This is a genomic window from Staphylococcus sp. aM (assembly GCF_052975125.1).
In genome coordinates this window covers 396,659-416,688 of record NZ_CP121447.1, presented here as the reverse complement: position 1 = coordinate 416,688, position 20,030 = coordinate 396,659, and the positions used below count along the sequence as shown (strand labels likewise).

The window sequence follows — 20,030 nt, the reverse complement described above, 5'->3', positions numbered from 1 at the left end:
TTAAAGCTATCCCAAGCCAACATTGTGCACTCACTTTGTTGGCTTTTTTGTGTTCTCCTCCTTCTAATTCACAAAGCTTATTTTTTACAAGTTTAATCACATCTATTAGAAATGAGTGTTATTGCTATTTCTCATTGTTTGAAATGATAACGATATTTCTAAATTTAAAAATATCTTTTCAATTAATGCTTTGCTATTGAAAATTGTTAAATTTTTATTGATAATCAAATGTAAGCGCATTAATAATTGCAATAACTGGCTTTGAACGGAATTAAAAAATAGGAGTGACAAGACATGACACATATTACTGAAAATGAACTAAAGAAAAAATACTTAGACTTACTATCTCAACGATTTGATAGTGCTGAAAAGTTAGCAACTGAAATCATTAATTTAGAGTCAATCCTAGAACTTCCAAAAGGTACTGAACACTTTGTAAGTGATTTACACGGTGAATACGAATCATTCCAACACGTTTTAAGAAATGGCTCTGGTAATGTAAGAGCTAAAATTAATGATATATTTGGCGAAACACTTAGCGAAAAAGAAATTAATGATTTAGCCGCCCTTGTCTACTATCCAGAAGATAAACTAAAACTTGTTAAAAACCAATTCAATGCCAAAGGGCAACTTAACGTTTGGTATATTACAACCATCGAACGTTTAGTTGAATTAATCAAATATTGTTCTTCTAAATATACACGTTCTAAACTTCGCAAAGCTTTACCAGAACAATTCGTCTATATTATTGAAGAATTACTTTATAAAAATAATGAATATCAAAATAAAAAGACGTATTATGAAACATTAGTCAATCAAGTCATCGAGTTAGAACAATCAGACGATTTAATCATTGGTCTCTCTTACACAGTACAACGCCTCGTTGTCGATCATTTACATGTTGTTGGTGATATTTATGATCGTGGTCCTAAACCCGATAAAATCATGGATACATTAATCAATTATCACTCTGTAGATATTCAATGGGGAAACCATGATGTGCTATGGATTGGTGCTTATGCTGGCTCTAAAGTATGCCTTGCTAATTTACTTAGAATCTGTGCGCGTTACGACAACTTAGATATTATTGAAGATGCATATGGCATCAACTTAAGACCGTTACTCACTTTAGCTGAGAAATATTATAGTGGCGATAACCCTGCTTTCAAACCTAAGAAGCGTCCAGATAAAGAAGCAAGTTTGACACAACGTGAAGAACATCAAATTACTAAGATCCATCAAGCCATTGCGATGATCCAATTCAAACTTGAAATGCCAATCATTAAACGTCGCCCGTCATTTGAAATGGAAGAACGTTTGGTGCTAGAAAAAATCGATTTTGACAACAATGAAATCACTGTTTACGGTAAAACGTATCCATTGAAAGATACATGTTTCCAAACGATTGATCGCCAACATCCTGAAGTCTTACTGGAAGAAGAACAAGAAGTCATCGACAAATTACTATTATCATTCCAACAATCTGAGAAATTACGTCGTCACATGTCATTCTTAATGCGAGAAGGTAAATTATATTTACCATACAATGGCAATTTACTTATACATGGTTGTATCCCTGTAGATGAAAATGGTGAAATGGAATCATTTGAAATTGACGGGGAAATGCATAGTGGACGTGAGCTATTAGATGTCTTTGAATATCATGTAAGAAAAGCTTTCGATGACAAAGAAGTCACTGATGATTTATCAACAGATTTAGTGTGGTATCTATGGACGGGTAAATATTCTTCATTATTTGGTAAACGAGCTATGACAACATTTGAACGTTACTTTATTGAAGATAAAGCATCTCACAAAGAAGTAAAAAATCCATACTACTATCTTCGTGAAGATGTAGATATGATTCGTAAAATGTTAAGTGACTTTGGTTTGAATCCAGACGAAGGCCGTATCATTAATGGACATACGCCAGTAAAAGAAATTGATGGTGAAGACCCAATCAAGGCGGATGGTAAAATGTTAGTTATTGACGGTGGTTTTTCAAAAGCATATCAATCAACCACTGGCATAGCAGGCTATACATTATTATATAATTCCTTTGGTATGCAATTGGTAGCGCACCAAGAATTCAATACAAAAGAAAAAGTACTATCAGATGGTACTGATGAATTATCAGTCAAACGTGTTGTAGATGAAGAACTCACACGTAAAAAAATCAAAGATACGAATGTTGGTCAGGAGTTACAATCACAAATAGATATTCTCAAAATATTAATGCATGACCGCTATTTAAAATAAAAACAACACAAATGATTACACATAAACACCCCCCTTACTACGAGTTCTAGTGAGGGGGTGTTGTTGATATTCGAGATAATCCTAATCATAAATTAGCATTTTTATTTATCATATACATTTTTCAAGATACCATAAACACCGTGATCTTCTTTTGGTAATGTGCGTTGACTGCGTTTAAATGTCACTTTTTTACTATCACTAATATAATAAATCAACATATCTTTATGCGTAATTTCATCATATCTTTCTGCTGGCACTTCAATTATATTATGTTGTGTTATATATTGGTCAAACCATCTTGGTGTATGGTTCTCATCAAATAATATATGGTTTCGAATTGGACCATTCATATTATTGCGGGCTTGTTCATCATTGAATGACACAGGCATCATATCAACGTTATTCAAACCAAACTCTGGTACAAGCTCATTGAATGCTAAACTATTAAAAATAAAAGATTTAGTCATTAAGATACATTTGTTATATCTCAACAAATCTGAATAAATTCGATCATTACTGGATAATAAGTTGCCTTTAAAGACTTCAAATCCCTCTTGATGGGCTTTGTCAGATGTATTCTCAAATAAGTTAAATATCATAACTGGGATACCATGTTCTTTAAGCATACTACCTATGTGGAATGAAAATTCACTTTCTCCAACGATAATCACACCAGGTGGTTCATTACTGGCAACACCTAATAATTTACTTAATGGTGTAAAGCTAAATCCATAAATCACAACGGTAATAAATACGAGTCCAAATGTTACTGGCGTGATATATTGCGCCATTTTAACGCCATCATCCATGAATAAACTTGAGAAGAATTGTGCTACTGTTAAAACAACAATCCCTCTTGGTGCCATTAACGCTACACTTGCACGCTCCCGTTTTGATATTTCGGTTCTAAATGTAGAGACAATGACGGATATCGGTCTTACAAGTAAAATCATCACAATACTAAACACCACAAGTTGCCATGAAAGTACATTTAATAAAACATCTTTCGTTAAGGATGATGTAATAAGAATAAATACAGTTGATACTAGTATAGTTGATGCATTCTCAATGAAATGATCTGATTCTTTAAACATTAAGTCATGACGTTTATTTCGAGCCATCATCAGTCCAAAAATAGTGACTGAAAGTAATCCAGATTCCGCTAAGATTTCATCACAAATACTAAAAATTAATAAAATAAATACGAGTTGAATCGGTGGCATTAAACTTTGTGGAATTAAATCATGTTTTATTAACCAATTGAATAGGAAAGATGCGCCAAATCCAATAACAATGACACATACAATTTTCAAGAAGAATTGTACAATCACTAAAAAACTAATACCATCATCGATAATTTGGAACACATAAAAGACAGTTAATGCCAACATTGGCCCTATCGGATCTAAAATAATACTCTCCCACCGTAATATCGAATCAACATTCTTCTTCACTTTAGCTTGTTTTAATAGTGGTTGAATGACAGTTGGACCTGTAATTAAAAATAAACCACCCATTACTAAAGATACTGATAGTGGGAAGTCTAAGATGTAATGTAAGGCAACTGCACCTAGAACCCATGCAATTGCTGCTCCTACTGTAACCATTCTAATAACCGCTTTAGAGATGCCTCTAAGTTCCCTAAAGTCTAAGTTACTACTTCCTTCAAATAAAATAATCGCTACAGCGAGCGATACGATAGGACTAAAGACATCTGATCCCATCGCTTCTTTCGGATTTGCAATGCCTAGCACTGGACCTACTAATAGTCCTACTATAGCCATCACGACAATCGATGGCCATTTAATTTTATTGGCTAACCATTGACTAAAAATACCTAACGCTAAAAATACAACAATCATTAACATTAAAGGTAAATCAAAAATCATAACTACACCTTCTTCAATTATTACACTTACTTCACTTTCAAAAATTCAATATTTGATAATACTATCAAAGTATTTGTACGAATGCATTACCCTTATTTAAAATTCTATAGTTTATCATTTATCTTTGCTACCGCTTCGCTTTAGTTTTATAATCTTTGTCACAATATTAGTACACCATGTTCATACAATCGTCCATATAAGATGTACTGAGGTGTTTATTTTTTATGTTAATTCGTCTAAAATAAAAAGATACGCATTTTCATGATAAAAAAATTTAAAATTATAATAAAATCAATTTCGACATGAAGGGATAAGAACGACAATGAATATTTTTAAAGAATCCATCATCGTGGCGTTTGCATTTGTAGGCGTCGTCGTAGGTGCAGGATTTGCGACTGGTCAGGAAATCTTTCAATTCTTTACGAGTCATGGCATATATAGTCTTGGTGGTATTGCCATCACAGGCGCTATCATCACAGTTGGCGGTATTTTAGTCTTAAAAACAGGATATCGGTTACAATCAGGTAATCATTCTGAATCCGTCCATTACTACCTACATCCAACAATTGCTAAAGTATTTGACTTAATATTAACCGTTTTTTTATTTTCTTTAGCGATTATTATGACAGCAGGCGGTGCGTCCACGATACATGAAAGCTTTGGACTGCCCTATTGGCTAAGTTCACTGTTACTTGTCATATTAATACTATTAACATTATTTTTAAAATTTGATCGCTTAATTGCAGTCCTAGGTGGTGTCACACCATTTCTCGTTGCAGTCGTGACAATGATTGCAATTTATTACTTTGCATCAGGACACCTTAACTTTGAAGCAGCTAATCATTATGCACATCATCATCCATCCATGTCACCAGGTTGGTGGTTTGATGGTATCAATTATGCTAGCTTACAAATAGCTGCTGCATTTAGTTTCTTCTCAGTGATGGGGGGCAGATTAAAATATCGTCAATCTGCCACGTACGGTGGTTTAATAGGCGGTTTAATCATTACATTTTTACTATTAATGATTAATTTAGGTTTAGTTACAGAATTTGATCAAATTAAGGATGTCGCACTCCCTTCTTTATTATTAGCTAAAAATATTTCACCTTCGATTGGCCTTATCATGTCAGTTATCATGATTTTAGTGATATACAATACCGTTGTTGGTCTTATGTATGCTTTTGCTGCTCGATTTAGTACGCCTTTTTCAAAGAGATACTTTATATTGATTATTTCGATGGCTATCGTGACTTTCATATGTACCTTTGTAGGTTTCATTTCACTTATTGGTAAAGTCTTCCCTATCATGGGATTATTTGGTTTTATTCTATTGGTTCCTATATTTTATAAAGGATTTAAAAAACATTAAATTCAGAAATGACAGGTTGGCATATTTCCATGCCGACCTTTTTTATATTTAATCATCGTTAGTTTAGGGAATATAAATTATGGAGGTGTTTGAGATGACGAATCAATTATTTATTAATAACGAATTTATTGAAAGTAACTCGAATGAAACTATGGATGTGATTAATCCAGCTACTGGAGAAAAGATAGATACTATCACATTCGCGACAAAGGATGAAGTCAATCAAGCTATCGAAAAATCGAAACAAGCACAATTAGAATGGGAAAAAATCCCACAACCTACCCGTGCCGAACATGTTAAATTGCTTATTCCTCTATTTGAACAAAATAAAGATGAACTAGCTCAATTATACGTTAAAGAACAGGGTAAAACATTAGCTGAAGCTCAAGGCGAAATCGATAAATCCATACAATTTATTGATTATATGACTAGTTTAAGTATGAGTAATAAGGGAGAAGTATTACAAAATAGTGTAGAGAATGAAACAATTCAACTCACTAAAAAGCCTATTGGTGTCACAGCTGGCATTGTACCTTGGAATGCACCTATTTTAGTATTATTACGTAAGGTGATTCCTGCTATCGTAACAGGCTGTTCTGTAGTTATTAAACCAAGCGAAGAAACAACGTTACTCACATTACGTCTAGCTCAACTATTCAAGGCATCTACCATTCCTGCAGGACTCGTTCAAATTGTACCAGGCACAGGCGAAACAGTAGGTACGCAATTAGCACAACATAAAGATATCCAACTTATTTCATTAACTGGTAGTATGCGTGCTGGTAAAGCAGTATTCGAAAATGCAGCAAGTACAGTTAAAAAAGTCAATTTAGAACTTGGTGGCAATGCACCAGTGATTGTTACACCTAATGCTAATATAGATAAAGCCGTAGATTATATTGTCACTGCACGTATTAAAAATGCAGGTCAAGTATGTACATGCCCGGAACGCATTTTTGTGCATGAAGATATCCATGATACATTTGTAGATAAAGTCACAGAAAAAATGAAATCTCTTACAGTCGGAGATCCATTAGACGATAAAACTGACTTCGGTGCGATTATCAATAAAACCCAATTAAATAGTATTGATGATAAAGTACAAGCAGCAGTACAAAATGGTGCTGAACTTGTATTAGGTGGTCATATACTAGATCGTCCTGGTTACTTCTATGCACCAACAGTACTTGATCATGTTAAACAAACAGACGCTGTCTTTAAAGAAGAAATATTCGGACCTGTTTTAGCTATCACAACTTATCAAAACTTTGAGCAAGTCATTGATGATGCTAATGACACTAATGCAGGACTATCTTCATATATCTTTTCTAATGATTTGTCAGAAGTCATGACAGCTACGGAACGACTCAAATTTGGTGAAGTATATGCCAATTGTGAAGCAGAAGAAGTCGTGAATGGCTATCATGCCGGTTGGAGAGAATCTGGCCTTGGTGGTGCCGATGGTATTCATGGTTTCGAGGAATATTACAACACGACAGTGTCTTATATTAGATATCAATAATAGTTCATGAGCACATCAATATGTGCTCTTTTTTTATTGCTTAATATACATTTACATAACTTTATCCTTTGCAATTTGCATAGGTCTAATACCTGTAATAAGATTTAAAATAAAGGTATAATGAAATTATATTAATTATCACAACAAATAAATCAAACAAATGATCTATAAATCAATTACCTGTCTCTCTCAAATAATATATTGAGAGAGGCTTATTTAAAACGAATCTTAACATTTTCAATCCATCTAAAAGGAGGTCCTACATGGAGTTATTACATTTAAAATATTTTACTTATGTTGCCGAATATTTAAACTATACTGTAGCAGCACAAAAGTTATACATTAGCCAACCAGCACTTAGTATGACCATTAAAAAATTAGAAAATGAATTAAATACGCAATTATTTATTAAAAAAGGACGTAGCATTCAATTAACAGAAAGTGGTCAACTTCTACTTGAGTCGGCACATACTATTTTTAATGAATTAAGCCAAGTCACTGATGTCATTAATGAGAATGAATCAATGCGTCTACATACCGTTCGTTTTGCAACATCTAGTAGTCGTTTTATGATGACTATATTTGACCAATTTATCGATCAATATCCAGATAATAACTTTAACATTGATATTATTAGTAACAGTGAAATGATTCAAAAATTATTATTTCAACACATTCACTTTACATTAAATACTATGGCGCTGACACATCCTCAAATTCATTGTAAACAAATTATTACTGAAGATATTGTACTCACATATCCTAAATATTTAGATGGTCAATACATTGATTTACGAGATTCTAATTTGTATAAATCATTTTTATTTTCTTCTCAAAATACAGAATTTAATCGTATGTTTAAAGAAATCTTATCTTATAAACATATAACCGTTGATAATGAAAATTATGTAGATGACCACTTCATATCCTCAGTATTATCAAAACGAAATAACTTTTCCTTTCTACCTATTTCATCATGTAGAGACCTCAACTTGCCTTATATCGAAGATGAAGAGTTTATTTTCAATCAACCTATTTATCTTTCAACTTTAAAAGATACGACCCTCAATCCGGCAAACGAAGCCTTTTTCAAGTTTATTGAAAACTATTTAATCAAACATGAAAGCTACTTTAAAATATAATAAAAAGGGTGAATTCAAACAAACTGTTTCATGCCTGTTTCAATTCACCCTTTTATTATTTATCTTCTTTTACAGTGATATAACCTTCTATAATTATATTCGAGTGTCCCCCTATTTTTAATGGTTGTTCTTGTTTTACATTAATTTTTCCATTTCTAACGATACAACAACCTTGAGTATTGGTATATTCATCGTCTTTTACTAAATCATATCGTTCAACCATCACTGCGACACAACCATTCCCACTGCCACATACTGGATCTTCATTCACTCCTTCATTAGGTGCAAAAGAACGAACTTCAAATTGAACGTCGTCTTCAGAGTCATATGAACCAAAAACTGTAACACCTGTCGTACCAGGGTAAATAAACTTACTCATTAATTCAAAATTAGGCTGTAAATCCCTTACACTTTGTGCATCTTTCAACTGAAAAGTTAACCATTCAGCACCGATATTCACTTTTGCAGCTCTTTCAATATCTTGTTTTGTAAGGTCTAAACTTTTAATAATACCGTCTAATTGTTTCACTTCTATTTGGGAAACTTTTGGTTCAGGAAGACTAAAGAATGTTTTATCTTGATCTATATCTATTTTCACTAAACCAACGCCACTCTCTTGGATTAAATAATGCTCATTTTTAGGTATCGTACCATTTTGTAATACCGCAAATGATGCCCCTACTGTGGGATGTCCTGCAAATGGTAGTTCATTATTAGGCGTAAAAATACGCAAACGATAATCTGCCAATTCATTGTCTGGCTGACACACAAATGTCGTTTCAGATAAATTCGTCCATCGTGCAATATCTTTCATTTGTTGATCCGTTAAATGATCCGCTCCAAATACAACTGCTACAGGATTTCCTTTATAAAATTCATTCGCAAATACATCCACTTGCATATATTTTAACTGTGTCATAACATCCCCACCTTAGTCATTTAATTAAATTTAGATTAGCAATTTTATTTAATGATGTAAATGATCAACAATTGTGCTTTATGTCCTAAACCGTATTGTAATATGTTTATCTTTTCCATTTAGTGATAAATATATACTATATATTCAAAAAGGAGCGATGCCTCATGGCTGAAGAAATTAAACAAGGCAATCAACGATTTTATGTTGGTGAAGATGAAAACAATGCACAAGCAGTTATTACTTTTAAATCTGTAGATAATAACGAAATTGATATTGATCATACTGGTGTTGCCGATGAACTTGGTGGTCAAGGCTTAGGTAAAAAATTAGTATATAAAGTTGTAGATTACGCACGTGAAAATAATTTAAAAATCATTGCATCTTGCCCATTTGCTAAAGCAGTTCTTGAAAAAGATGAGCAAGTACAAGATGTATATTTAGGTTAATTTTAAAGAATACTCAAATAGATGTGGGATAATAGCACCATTTACATTATTCCACATCTTTTTTTGAAAGTTTTACTTGAATATACTTTTTATACCTGTTATAATAAATATATTACAAAAGAGAAAAGCGGGGATTTAAAATGGCATTTCATGACACTACTGCAACACAAATTACAAATATCAATTTAAACGTTAAAGACTTAGATACAATGATCACTTACTATACAAATATTCTTGGATTTACAGTATTATCACAAACAGAAGATAAAGCAATTCTAGGTATTGGCAACAGTGGCCATACACTTACGATGAATGTACTTAAAGATGGTAGACAACCTGCCGCTTCAGAAGCTGGTTTATTCCATATTGCTTATTTATTACCAACAGATACAGATTTAGCAAATTTCTTATACTTCGTAGCAAATAAAGGTATGCGCATCGGTGCTGGTGATCATCTAGTGAGCCAAGCCTTTTATTTCAATGACCCAGAAGGTAATGGTATTGAAGTATATAGCGACCGCCCAAGTGACGGTTGGACTTGGAATGATGGCTTCGTTAAAATGGATACACTTGAAGTTGACGGTCCTAAATTATTATTAGAAAGAACTGAAGATGGTTGGGACGGTGCGCCTGATAATGCTAAAATTGGTCATCTTCACTTAAAAACACATAATATTGAAGAAGCTAAAGATTTTTATATTAACCAAATTGGTTTCCAACATGTATCTAAATTACCTCAAGCTTTGTTTATGTCTACAAATCAATATCATCATCATTTAGCAACTAACACTTGGCAATCAAGTAAAAAACGCGAAGATAATGAAAATAGTTACGGTTTAACTGGCTTTGATATTTATAAACCAAATCAAACTGAAGAGACTTTAACTTCACCAGAGGGCTTGACTGTACACTTGCACTCAGATCAAACTAAAGTACCTCAAGCATAATAAAAAGGTAGGACACTTTGTCCTACCTTTTTTGTTATGCTTTATTGATTTTGATTAAATTGTTGTTCTGTTACTTCTTCATTTGCCCCTTGATTAAAGTGCTGTTGTCCGTTTTGCGGTTGCGCTTGATTAAATTGACCTTGTTGTGCATATTGGTCTTGGTATGGATTATAGTTGTGATTTTAATTGTGATTCATCATTGATACTTCTTCTGTCGCATGTCGTCTAACCTTTTCCTTATTTTCCTCAATCATCCCCGGAATAAGACAAGCATCAATAATGAGCCAGATAATGGTTGGAATACCAAATGTAAACCATGCTGTCGTTAATGTTAAAATTAATAATCCTACTGCTGAGCCAGTCTTACCTAGATAAAAACGATGTCCCCCTAATCCACCTAAGAAAAACCATAAAATATACGCTACACTCATTTGCTTAGACCGATTGGTCACTTGATTCTCGATATAATTTTTTTCTTCTAAATTCATAAATGTAATCTCCCATTAATTAGTATATTGCCTTTTAATTACTTCTAAACGATTCACAAATTGATCGATTAATTGTTGTGGTCCTAACATTCTTGCTAGCGGAGCTAATTGATAGGATATGTAAAATGCATCTAAATCGGTACAATTCACTTCTACGATTAATGTATCTTCACGTTCTTCAATCATGTTTTGAATTGAAAATTGTTGCTTAAATTGTTCCCAAATTTGTTTATTAATTTCAAATGTAATAGGTGTCTTCGTATGAACATGATTAAAATGTGATTCTAATACATTGATATCGCTTATCGAACGTACAGAAATTGTTGATACTTCCTTCTTATATTCGTACGTTAACCAATAGTCATAATGCATGTACATTAGAGATAAAGGTTTGATTACAATTTTGTCGTTTTGACCCTCGATTTGAAATCTAACATTGCGTTGTTGTGTAATCGCCCTTTGTAAAGTCATTAATTGATATCCTGGCAATGATTCTTCCCTTAAATTAAAATGATTTAACACTGACTTCAACACTTTCTGATTTTCTACATTTTGGCTATTAATTTCCCTCTCGAATAAGTTAAAAATTTCCTTGTGTAGTGTTGGTGTTAAACTTTTAATCTTAATCAATAAACTTATGAGTCGTAAGCTTTTTTGATTATATGCGTCATTAATTAACTGATATCCATTAAGACGTCGATTATAAATCACTTTTGTTTGTTGAAATCTCCAAAAATCACTTTCATAAAAAAATAAATTGATCGTATTTATATCTCTTTGAATGGATTTTGAACTCACATCTGTTAAGTCTGTTAAATCTGAGGTAAGCACAACATTTTCATTTATTAATCGAGTAAATAAATTGAGTACTCGGGTCGCTTTATCCAAAACAATCAACTCCTAGTAAAATTATAAGAAATGCCATGGACACATATTGTCTGTTTGTTCTTTATTTCTAAAAAATGATATAAAAATGAGAGGAAAGTCGTGATACTTGATTCTTTAAGAACAAAGTATTGCGACCATTCCTCTACATCATTTCAAATATTTCAATGATTGAAGCGATAATACTTATGCTTGTTGCTTAAATTTGCGGCTAATCAATAACACGGCACTACCGATGACGCCTAAAATACTACTTAATATAACACCGCTATTTGAAGTTTGTTGTCCAGTTTCAGGTAATACAGTTGCTTGGCTTGATTGCTCCGGCTGTTGCTGAGCATTAGCTACAGTTTGTGGTGTTGATGATTGATGATTCATGTTTGTATTATTTTGATTAGGTTGTTGTATGTTGTTTTGTTCAGCGTCTTTAGGATACACATATTTAATTGGTAATCCAGAATGTTCGGCATTATATTGACCTTCTTTAACACGTTGTAAATACTGTTGGTACGTTTCATTACCCATTACCACGCCTACATCTGAACCTGGTCCCCCACCAAATCCTTCAGTTTCACCTGTTCTATGTTCATTAAATTGCTTTTCCGTAAATACATAAATCGGTTGTTTTTGTTCTGCAGCATGTGCTTGTCCAGTTAACACACCTGTCGCTAAAACTGTTCCTGCTAGTGTTGTTGCAATTAATCCTTTTTTCATCATCCATGACCTCCATTTGTTTAATACGCTTACAGTTTAATCAATGCAGTGGTCATGTAATGTCCTTTTGCTAAAATTTAATTACTATCTATTTTCTGTCTATATTCTCTCACTTTATCAAAGTCTTTATCATGTGCTTTTTCATAGCCTTCATGTCCATAAATTTCACTTATTACTTTTTTACCTTTATGGGTTTCACTAATATGCATAAACGCATTACTAATTTTGTCTTTCCAAGATGGGCTCATGTCACTTCTAGTAGAAATAGTATCATTAGGAATTTTATCACTACGATAAATGACTTTGGTATCTTGATATATTTGAGGATAATCTTTTTTCAAGTCTGCACGCGCATCTTGGTATGTAGCAACTGCATCCACATCATTATTTAATAAAGCAATTAAAGCTTGATCGTAACCTTTAATTTGTTTCGTGTGAATATCATTAAGTGAGATGCCTTTATCTTTTAAGCTTGCCAAAGGATAAATATAGCCCGATGTTGATTCAACATCCTGTAGACCTACCTTTTTATGTTTTAAATCTTTTAAATCCTTAATATCACTATCTTTCTTTACTACAATTTGTGAGCGATAGTAGTCAACAAGCTTTTTCGTTTTATTACCTTCTTTGTCTACCAAGTAACCCTTTGATTTTAAAAGTACATCGGCAGCACCTTGATCATGTGCAATAGTATAAGACACAGGTGATATAAAGGCGACATCAACTTTTTTCGATTTTAATGCTTCAACCATGGTATTATAGTTCGTTGAAATATGTACTTTTACTGGAATACCTAATTCTTTAGAGAGTAATTTTTGTAATGGTTTCACTTTTGCATTGAGTGTCTCGCTATGTTGAGATGGAACAAATTCTACGTTTAACACTTCTGGTTTATAATCTTTCTTTTGCGTTTGTTGTTTAGAATGACTACAACCAATCAGTATTAGCATTAACGACATAAACATTAATACTAATATAATCATTTTTTTCATTTTCACTTTACTCCATAATTCATATTAATATATAAATATATTAATTGCATTATAGATTATTATTAATTAAATATGTGCCTTTCTCAAAAATTTAATATTCGTTGTTATTATCATTTTAAAAATATAAATAACCCTTTCATCTACTTTGATGAAAGGGTTATCGCATGATTGATACTATGTCCTATTAATAAAGACCTTTTGTTTCGTTTGAAGTATCAATATAGATATTTTTAACTTGTTGATAGTTTTTAATGGCATCTTTGTACACTTCACGACCAATACCAGATTTTTTATATCCACCAAATGGCGCGCCTGCTGGAATTTGGTTGTACGTATTAATCCAGATACGTCCTGTTCGAATCGCTTTAGCAACATTTAATGCGCGGTTTAGATTCGTTGTAAAGATACTACCTGCTAATCCATATTCAGAATCATTGGCAATTTGAATAGCCTCTTGTTCGTCTTCAAATTTCTCAACAACAACAACTGGTCCAAAAATTTCTTCTTGTGCTAGCTGATGGCTATTGTCATTTAATTCAATAATCGTTGGCTCGAAGAAGAAGCCTTTATCTCGACCATTATCAGTAAGTCTGTGACCACCTGTAAGAATTGTTGCATTTGGATCATCTTCAGCTAATTTTACATAGCTTTGAATTTTTTCCATTTGTTCTCCACCAGTTTGACTTCCCATTTTAATATCATCTGCAAATGGATCGCCAACTTTAATGTTTTCAAAAGCTTCTTTTAATTTTGGGAGTAATTTGTCATAAACTGATGATTGAACGAGCAATCTAGAACCGGCACTACATACCTCACCTTGGTTGAATAAAATACCTAATTGCACACCTTCAATCACTTGATCAATATTTGCATCGTCAAAGATAATATTGGCACTCTTACCACCAAGTTCTAATGTTGTAGGAACAATGCGTTCCGCACCTGCTTTTGCTACACCATAACCTACATCTGTAGAACCAGTGAATGACAATTTATCGACACCTTCATGATTGAAAATCGCGTCTCCTGATTCAGAACCTTTACCAGTTAATACATTAACAACACCTTTTGGTAATACTTCTTGGAAGATTTTAGCTAATTCAATTAGTGTTAATGGTGTTGATGATGATGGTTGAATCACAACAGTATTACCTGCTGCAAGTGCAGGACCTAACTTCCAAGAAGCTAATAAAATTGGGAAGTTCCATGCCACAACAGCACCTACAACACCTACAGGTTCATGTACAACTAAACTCATCGTATTGTGATCAATTTCATTTACTGAACCTTCATCAGTTGTTAACACACTTGCAAAATATTTAAATTGATTTGCTGCCATTGGTACATCAATTGTAGATGTTTCTCTATATGGTTTACCATTTTGTAATGATTCAATTGTCGCGAATCGTTCTGCATTCTCATGAATTTTACGGCTAATTTCTAGTAAATAGTCTGCACGTTCTTCTTTTGAAATTTTACTCCAACTATCAAACGCGTTTGTAGCCGCTTCAACTGCTTTATCCACGTCTTTTTGACTTGCTTTTGCGACTTCCGCTAATTCTTCACCATTCGCTGGGTTAGTCACTGTCAGTGTTTCTCCAGTTTCACTTTGTTGGAATTCATTGTTAATAAATAATCCGTATCGTTCATCGATATAATCTCTTACTTTAATATTTGCCATAGTATCCCTTCCTTTTTAATTTTATTTGAAATACTTTCGGAAATGTAAACGTTTACTTTTTCTTATTAACATTGTAACGACTTCAATTATGAAAATAAAACAAGATGCTCATTGTTTCAAAATTTGAATCAAAAAAGACTTCTTATACTATATAAATCATAGTTTAAGAAGCCATGTGTATTTTTAGTTAATCCATTTAACTACATCATCTTGTGTTTGACGAACTTTACCATGAGGCGGTTCACCTGCACGATAACCAAATGCTGCCATAACTGAAATGCCGAAGTTTTCAGTATCTAAAATACCTTCATCTGATAAGATTTGAGTCACTGTATCTACATCAAACCCTTCAATTGGACATGAATCTATACCTAATAAAGCTGCACTTGTCATCATATTACCCAAGGCAATATATGTTTGTTTACAAGCCCAGTCATATAATGTACGTTCGTTATCATTGATATGGAATTCTGTTTGGAAGTCATCATACTTTTTATACACTGCAGGGATTGTACTCTCTTCATATCCTTTAACATTTTTCACTAAATTTTGTACATATGGTGATTGGGATGTCACATTTTTACGTGCAAAAATAAGCATGAAATGACTAGCGGAATCTAATTGTTTTTGAGCACCCCAACTATATGGTTTTAACTTATCTCGAAGCGTTTTACTTTGAACTACTACAAATTTCCAAGGTTCTAAACCTAGTGAACTTGGAGATAATCTACCTGCTTCTAGTATTGTTTCAAAATCTTCGTTTGAAATAGTTTTAGATGCATCAAATTGTTTTGTTGCATGTCTAAAATGAAACGCATCAATGATTGTTTGATTCATATCGCTCATTTATATTGCCTCCTATTCATTTCTTTATACTATAAATTATAGCTTAGTTGACCTTTCTGAAAAAATATTTGAACTGAACCCATGTGTCTTAATAATTGATTAATTAAAAAAATGTAACATCTTAATCCTTAATTTATCTTATTTAAAAGAAAAATTAATATTTCTCTTGATTTGTGAAAAGTTTCACAATATAATGTGATTGTAAGTTTCAGTCTTACTTATATATTTTATATTATTAGTTATTTTTAGTTTTCTTATATTTGAGAAATGAGGTAAACAATGATGACAAGAATTATGTTTTTCGGTACAAGAGAATATGAAAAGGATATGGCGTTAAACTGGGGTAAAAAGAATAATATTGAAGTTACTACGTCACCTGAGTTATTAAGTAAAGAAACCGTTGATCAACTTAAAGATTATGACGGTGTTACTACAATGCAATTCGGTAAACTTGAAGAGGAAGTTTATCCTAAACTAGAGGAATATGGCATTAAACAAATTGCACAACGAACTGCTGGCTTTGATATGTACGATTTAGAATTGGCTAAAAAGCACAATATTATTATTTCAAACGTGCCTAGCTATTCACCTGAAACTATTGCGGAATATGCTGTATCTATCGCATTACAATTAGTACGTAAATTCCCTGCAATTGAAAAACGTGTACAAGATCATAATTTCACTTGGGCTGCGCCTATTATGTCACGTCCAGTTAAAAATATGACTGTAGCCATTATAGGGACTGGTAGAATCGGCGCTGCAACAGCTAAAATTTATGCTGGCTTTGGAGCTAAAGTTGTGGGTTATGATGCATATCCAAATGAATCATTAGATTTCATTGAATATCAATCATCTGTTGAAGAAGCTATTAATGGTGCTGATATCATTTCATTACATGTACCTGCTAATAAAGAAAGTTATCACTTGTTCGACAAAGCGATGTTTTCTAAAGTCAAAGAAGGTGCAGTACTAGTAAACGCCGCTCGTGGTGCTGTGATCAACACACCAGATTTGATTGATGCTGTTAATCACGGTCCATTATATGGTGCGGCTATTGATACTTATGAATTTGAAGCACCTTATTTCACATTTGATTGGACAAATAAAGAAATTGAAGATGACACATTATTAGAACTCATCGATAATGAAAATATTTTAGTTACACCGCATATTGCATTTTTCTCTGATGAAGCTGTACAAAACCTTGTTGAGGGCGGTTTAAATGCATCACTATCTGTAATTAACACAGGTACTTGTGAGACACGTTTAAACTAAAATCACATATCAAAGACGCGTTGTAGTGATCTAAACCGATGATCAACACAACGCGTCTTTGATTATTTAAGATTAAGTACTACATTTTCAATTGTAGTTAATACCCCTTGGTCATCATTACTTGGCGCGACGTCATAAGCTATATCAAACAACGTTTTATCCTGACTATTTTTCATCACATAACTATATTGAGCTAACTCTAACATATCCTTGTCATTATTCGCATCACCAAATGCCATCAATTCTGAAGGTTGCATTTCCCAAACGTCCAATAGTCTGGCCAATGCTTGTCCTTTCGTCATATTGGGCATAATGATATCGATACTATCATGCCCACTCGATACTAACTTAATTGTATTTGGAAAACGTACTTTTAGTTCTTCATCTAAATGTGGATGTGTCTGCCTATTAATATTTAACGCGATTTTTACAAATTCATCTTCAGGTAAATCTTCTAATTGCGTAATTTCATTTAATTGATGATAGTAGAATCGTGTATCTTCTTTAAATGCTTCCGGTGTATCTTCTAAAATATAAGCACTTTCTAATCCACATATTACCATTTGATCAATCTGTCTATCTTTATGTAGATAATCAATCACATCTTGGTAATCTTGATGATTAAAACTGCGATATTGATATAATGCATTGCCTTTATAAATAACAGCACCATTTTCTGAGATAAAGAACATATCCCTTTCACCAAATATTGACTTCAATTTAGCATATTGGTTTCCACTCGCTGCTATAAATTCAATGCCTTGTTCCTTCAACGCTTTAAATACACGTTCGAATCTTTCATGATCATATTGTTTATTTGAGTCTAAAAATGTCCCATCCATATCAACTGCAATTGCCTTAATCACGTGTAGTCCCCCTCATCCAATCTTTACGTTCATTATAGACAACAATTCAAAAGTGATGAAGATTCACGGTACATCCTGAAACTATATTCAGACTTTGAAATTTCTTTCAAGACAGAAAAAATATAAAAACTGAGACACCATTTGTTGATATCCCAGTCTATACTAATTGGATTAATTAATCTGTTTAGCTACAAATATTTTACGTTTTTCCCAAACGCCTGTATTTTTGTTGTAATTATCACAAGTAATTAATGTTAATTGATTTTTCTCGCCTTTATGTTCGTCTAAGACTTTAACATCAGATGGATCAACATCACGGATACTTGTCATTTTATATTTTCGAGTCTCATTTCCTACTTTGAAATACACTTTGCTGCCTTTTTTAGCTGCTTTTAAATTTGTAAACTGATAATGTGGGCGATCGGTAAATGTATGTCCTGCAATAGAAATGTTTTGATCTGTTAATGATTCGTTACCTTCAGCAAAACTTACACCACGATTTAATTGTTCAGGTGTAGCAGGTCCTGGGTAAACAGGTTCCTCAATTTCTGCATCTGGCACTTTAATATAACCTGCCATCTTTGATTTATCTTTAGGGATTTCGGGTGCTTTATCCTTAGATTGACTACTATCGTTACTTTCTTTTTTATCATAATTTTCGATTTTATCGTTATTATCCTTTTCATGTAGATAATTATCGATATGAGGTTTAGCAAATAAGTAAATTGCTACTAATATTAATACAACACCAACTATAGTCAGTAATCGATTGGTCCATTTCTTCATATATGTTACTCCTTTAGTTAAATACAATGAAAATCATTTCAGATTTAGCTATTTCTATATTTTGATATCAGTATATCATTAAATATTCATATTACATAATCTTTGAATAAAGTATTCAATTCATTGAATGATGTAAAATCCATTAAATATTCTTATAAGGATGTCATTACGTATGTCTTGTTTTTAGTTTTAAATTAGTATCTAATAGTTATTGAGGTGACGAACATGATAAGACAAGCACAACAATCGGATTTAACTTCAATACTAGATATTTATAATGACGCTATTATCAATACGACTGCAGTATACACGTATCATCCAACTACTATAGAGGAAAGACAGGCATGGTTTAAACATAAACAACAAAACGGTGATCCTATTTTTGTATTTGAAAAAGAGGGTATCGTACAAGGTTTTGCAACTTATGGCCCTTTTAGAAATTGGCCTGCTTATTTATATACCATCGAACATTCTATTTACATTCATCCAGAATATAGACATCATGGTATTGCATCACAATTGTTATCAAAACTGATTGATGAAGCTAAAGACAATGATTACCGCATACTAGTAGCAGGTATTGATTCCTCTAATAAAGGTAGTATTAAATTGCATGATAAATTTGGCTTCATTCACTCTGGCACAATTAAACATGCTGGGTATAAATTTGACCAATGGCTCGACCTTGCATTTTACCAACTTGATTTGTACAACGTAAAAAGAGATTAAGTAGGAATTGACTTCCATGACTTAATCTCATTGATTACCTCTGTTTTCAATAACAAAACGAATATAGTAAAACATGAACACAATGATCATACTTAGCGATAATGATTTGAATAATAAATTCACCCAAGTTCCCTCTGTCGTCCACAAATACGTTATCGTTGTGTTAATGATGAATGCTATAAAAATTAATGTTAATCGTAGCATTGCATCAGCCCCTTTTAAATTATTTTAGTGATAGGGCTGAACTTTTGTAATGAATTTTTTTAATTTTTAGA

General features: G+C 32.7%; 19 protein-coding genes. 8 read left to right on the top strand and 11 right to left on the bottom strand.

Going from position 1 to position 20,030, the window contains the following annotated elements; all coding sequences use genetic code 11:
- The first annotated feature begins 294 nt into the window (after positions 1 to 294).
- Positions 295 to 2,259, top strand: coding sequence for a fructose-1,6-bisphosphatase (locus tag P7F85_RS01875; RefSeq protein WP_002466970.1), 1,965 nt, complete (start codon positions 295 to 297; stop codon positions 2,257 to 2,259).
- 101 nt (positions 2,260 to 2,360) lie between these two features.
- On the opposite strand, the gene P7F85_RS01870 is transcribed toward P7F85_RS01875, so the two are convergent.
- Positions 2,361 to 4,148, bottom strand: coding sequence for a cation:proton antiporter (locus tag P7F85_RS01870; protein ID WP_002466960.1), 1,788 nt, complete (start codon positions 4,146 to 4,148; stop codon positions 2,361 to 2,363).
- Positions 4,149 to 4,470: 322 nt separating this feature from the next.
- On the opposite strand from P7F85_RS01870, the gene P7F85_RS01865 reads away from it, so the two are divergent.
- From P7F85_RS01865 to P7F85_RS01855, 3 genes are all read left to right on the top strand, one after another.
- The gene (locus P7F85_RS01865) at positions 4,471 to 5,520 is read left to right on the top strand and encodes a YkvI family membrane protein (protein WP_002466953.1); all 1,050 of its coding nucleotides are present in this window, start codon (positions 4,471 to 4,473) and stop codon (positions 5,518 to 5,520) included.
- 94 nt (positions 5,521 to 5,614) lie between these two features.
- On the top strand, positions 5,615 to 7,042 hold the full coding sequence (gene aldA, locus P7F85_RS01860; protein ID WP_002466973.1) for an aldehyde dehydrogenase: 1,428 nt from the start codon (positions 5,615 to 5,617) through the stop codon (positions 7,040 to 7,042).
- 263 nt (positions 7,043 to 7,305) lie between these two features.
- Entirely contained in the window at positions 7,306 to 8,184 is an 879-nt protein-coding gene (locus tag P7F85_RS01855; protein WP_019236078.1) for a LysR family transcriptional regulator, read from the top strand.
- A 55-nt stretch (positions 8,185 to 8,239) separates the two neighbouring features.
- Here P7F85_RS01855 and P7F85_RS01850 read toward each other — a convergent pair whose 3' ends face one another.
- On the bottom strand, positions 8,240 to 9,103 hold the full coding sequence (locus P7F85_RS01850; protein WP_002466950.1) for a PhzF family phenazine biosynthesis protein: 864 nt from the start codon (positions 9,101 to 9,103) through the stop codon (positions 8,240 to 8,242).
- Between the two features lie 140 nt (positions 9,104 to 9,243).
- Here P7F85_RS01850 and P7F85_RS01845 point away from each other — a divergent pair, with 140 nt between their 5' ends.
- Both P7F85_RS01845 and P7F85_RS01840 read left to right on the top strand, forming a co-directional pair.
- Complete coding sequence (locus tag P7F85_RS01845) at positions 9,244 to 9,549, top strand: GNAT family N-acetyltransferase (RefSeq protein WP_323680459.1); 306 nt, start codon at positions 9,244 to 9,246, stop codon at positions 9,547 to 9,549.
- 140 nt (positions 9,550 to 9,689) lie between these two features.
- On the top strand, positions 9,690 to 10,496 hold the full coding sequence (locus P7F85_RS01840; RefSeq protein WP_002466978.1) for a VOC family protein: 807 nt from the start codon (positions 9,690 to 9,692) through the stop codon (positions 10,494 to 10,496).
- Positions 10,497 to 10,678: 182 nt separating this feature from the next.
- Here the strand turns inward: P7F85_RS01840 and P7F85_RS01835 are convergent, their stop codons facing one another.
- From P7F85_RS01835 to P7F85_RS01810, 6 genes are all read right to left on the bottom strand, one after another.
- Positions 10,679 to 10,984 carry a TM2 domain-containing protein gene (locus P7F85_RS01835; protein WP_046464445.1) on the bottom strand — a complete coding sequence of 102 codons (306 nt, stop codon included), beginning with the start codon at positions 10,982 to 10,984 and terminating at the stop codon, positions 10,679 to 10,681.
- A gap of 15 nt (positions 10,985 to 10,999) precedes the next feature.
- Positions 11,000 to 11,872 carry a helix-turn-helix transcriptional regulator gene (locus P7F85_RS01830; RefSeq protein ID WP_002466959.1) on the bottom strand — a complete coding sequence of 291 codons (873 nt, stop codon included), beginning with the start codon at positions 11,870 to 11,872 and terminating at the stop codon, positions 11,000 to 11,002.
- 183 nt (positions 11,873 to 12,055) lie between these two features.
- Positions 12,056 to 12,583, bottom strand: a complete 528-nt coding sequence (locus P7F85_RS01825) for an LPXTG cell wall anchor domain-containing protein (protein WP_015364693.1) — start codon at positions 12,581 to 12,583, stop codon at positions 12,056 to 12,058.
- 77 nt (positions 12,584 to 12,660) lie between these two features.
- Positions 12,661 to 13,575: a phosphate/phosphite/phosphonate ABC transporter substrate-binding protein gene (locus P7F85_RS01820; RefSeq protein ID WP_002466945.1), complete on the bottom strand. Its 915-nt coding sequence runs from the start codon at positions 13,573 to 13,575 to the stop codon at positions 12,661 to 12,663.
- Positions 13,576 to 13,759: 184 nt separating this feature from the next.
- Entirely contained in the window at positions 13,760 to 15,253 is a 1,494-nt protein-coding gene (locus P7F85_RS01815; RefSeq protein ID WP_117725927.1) for an aldehyde dehydrogenase family protein, read from the bottom strand.
- Between the two features lie 183 nt (positions 15,254 to 15,436).
- Positions 15,437 to 16,099: an NAD(P)H-dependent oxidoreductase gene (locus P7F85_RS01810; protein ID WP_002466985.1), complete on the bottom strand. Its 663-nt coding sequence runs from the start codon at positions 16,097 to 16,099 to the stop codon at positions 15,437 to 15,439.
- A 282-nt stretch (positions 16,100 to 16,381) separates the two neighbouring features.
- Between P7F85_RS01810 and P7F85_RS01805 the strand changes: the two genes are divergently transcribed.
- Positions 16,382 to 17,374, top strand: coding sequence for a D-lactate dehydrogenase (locus P7F85_RS01805; RefSeq protein WP_015364690.1), 993 nt, complete (start codon positions 16,382 to 16,384; stop codon positions 17,372 to 17,374).
- Between the two features lie 62 nt (positions 17,375 to 17,436).
- Here the strand turns inward: P7F85_RS01805 and P7F85_RS01800 are convergent, their stop codons facing one another.
- Together P7F85_RS01800 and srtA are read right to left on the bottom strand one after the other, a co-directional pair.
- Entirely contained in the window at positions 17,437 to 18,240 is an 804-nt protein-coding gene (locus P7F85_RS01800) for a Cof-type HAD-IIB family hydrolase (RefSeq protein ID WP_002466940.1), read from the bottom strand.
- A 171-nt stretch (positions 18,241 to 18,411) separates the two neighbouring features.
- Positions 18,412 to 19,026, bottom strand: a complete 615-nt coding sequence (srtA, locus tag P7F85_RS01795) for a class A sortase SrtA (protein WP_002466975.1) — start codon at positions 19,024 to 19,026, stop codon at positions 18,412 to 18,414.
- 225 nt (positions 19,027 to 19,251) lie between these two features.
- Here srtA and P7F85_RS01790 point away from each other — a divergent pair, with 225 nt between their 5' ends.
- Positions 19,252 to 19,755: a GNAT family N-acetyltransferase gene (locus P7F85_RS01790; protein WP_002466984.1), complete on the top strand. Its 504-nt coding sequence runs from the start codon at positions 19,252 to 19,254 to the stop codon at positions 19,753 to 19,755.
- Positions 19,756 to 19,782: 27 nt separating this feature from the next.
- On the opposite strand, the gene P7F85_RS01785 is transcribed toward P7F85_RS01790, so the two are convergent.
- A complete protein-coding gene (locus tag P7F85_RS01785; RefSeq protein ID WP_002466971.1) occupies positions 19,783 to 19,959 on the bottom strand; it encodes a hypothetical protein in 177 nt (58 codons plus the stop codon).
- Between the last annotated feature and the right edge of the window lie 71 nt (positions 19,960 to 20,030).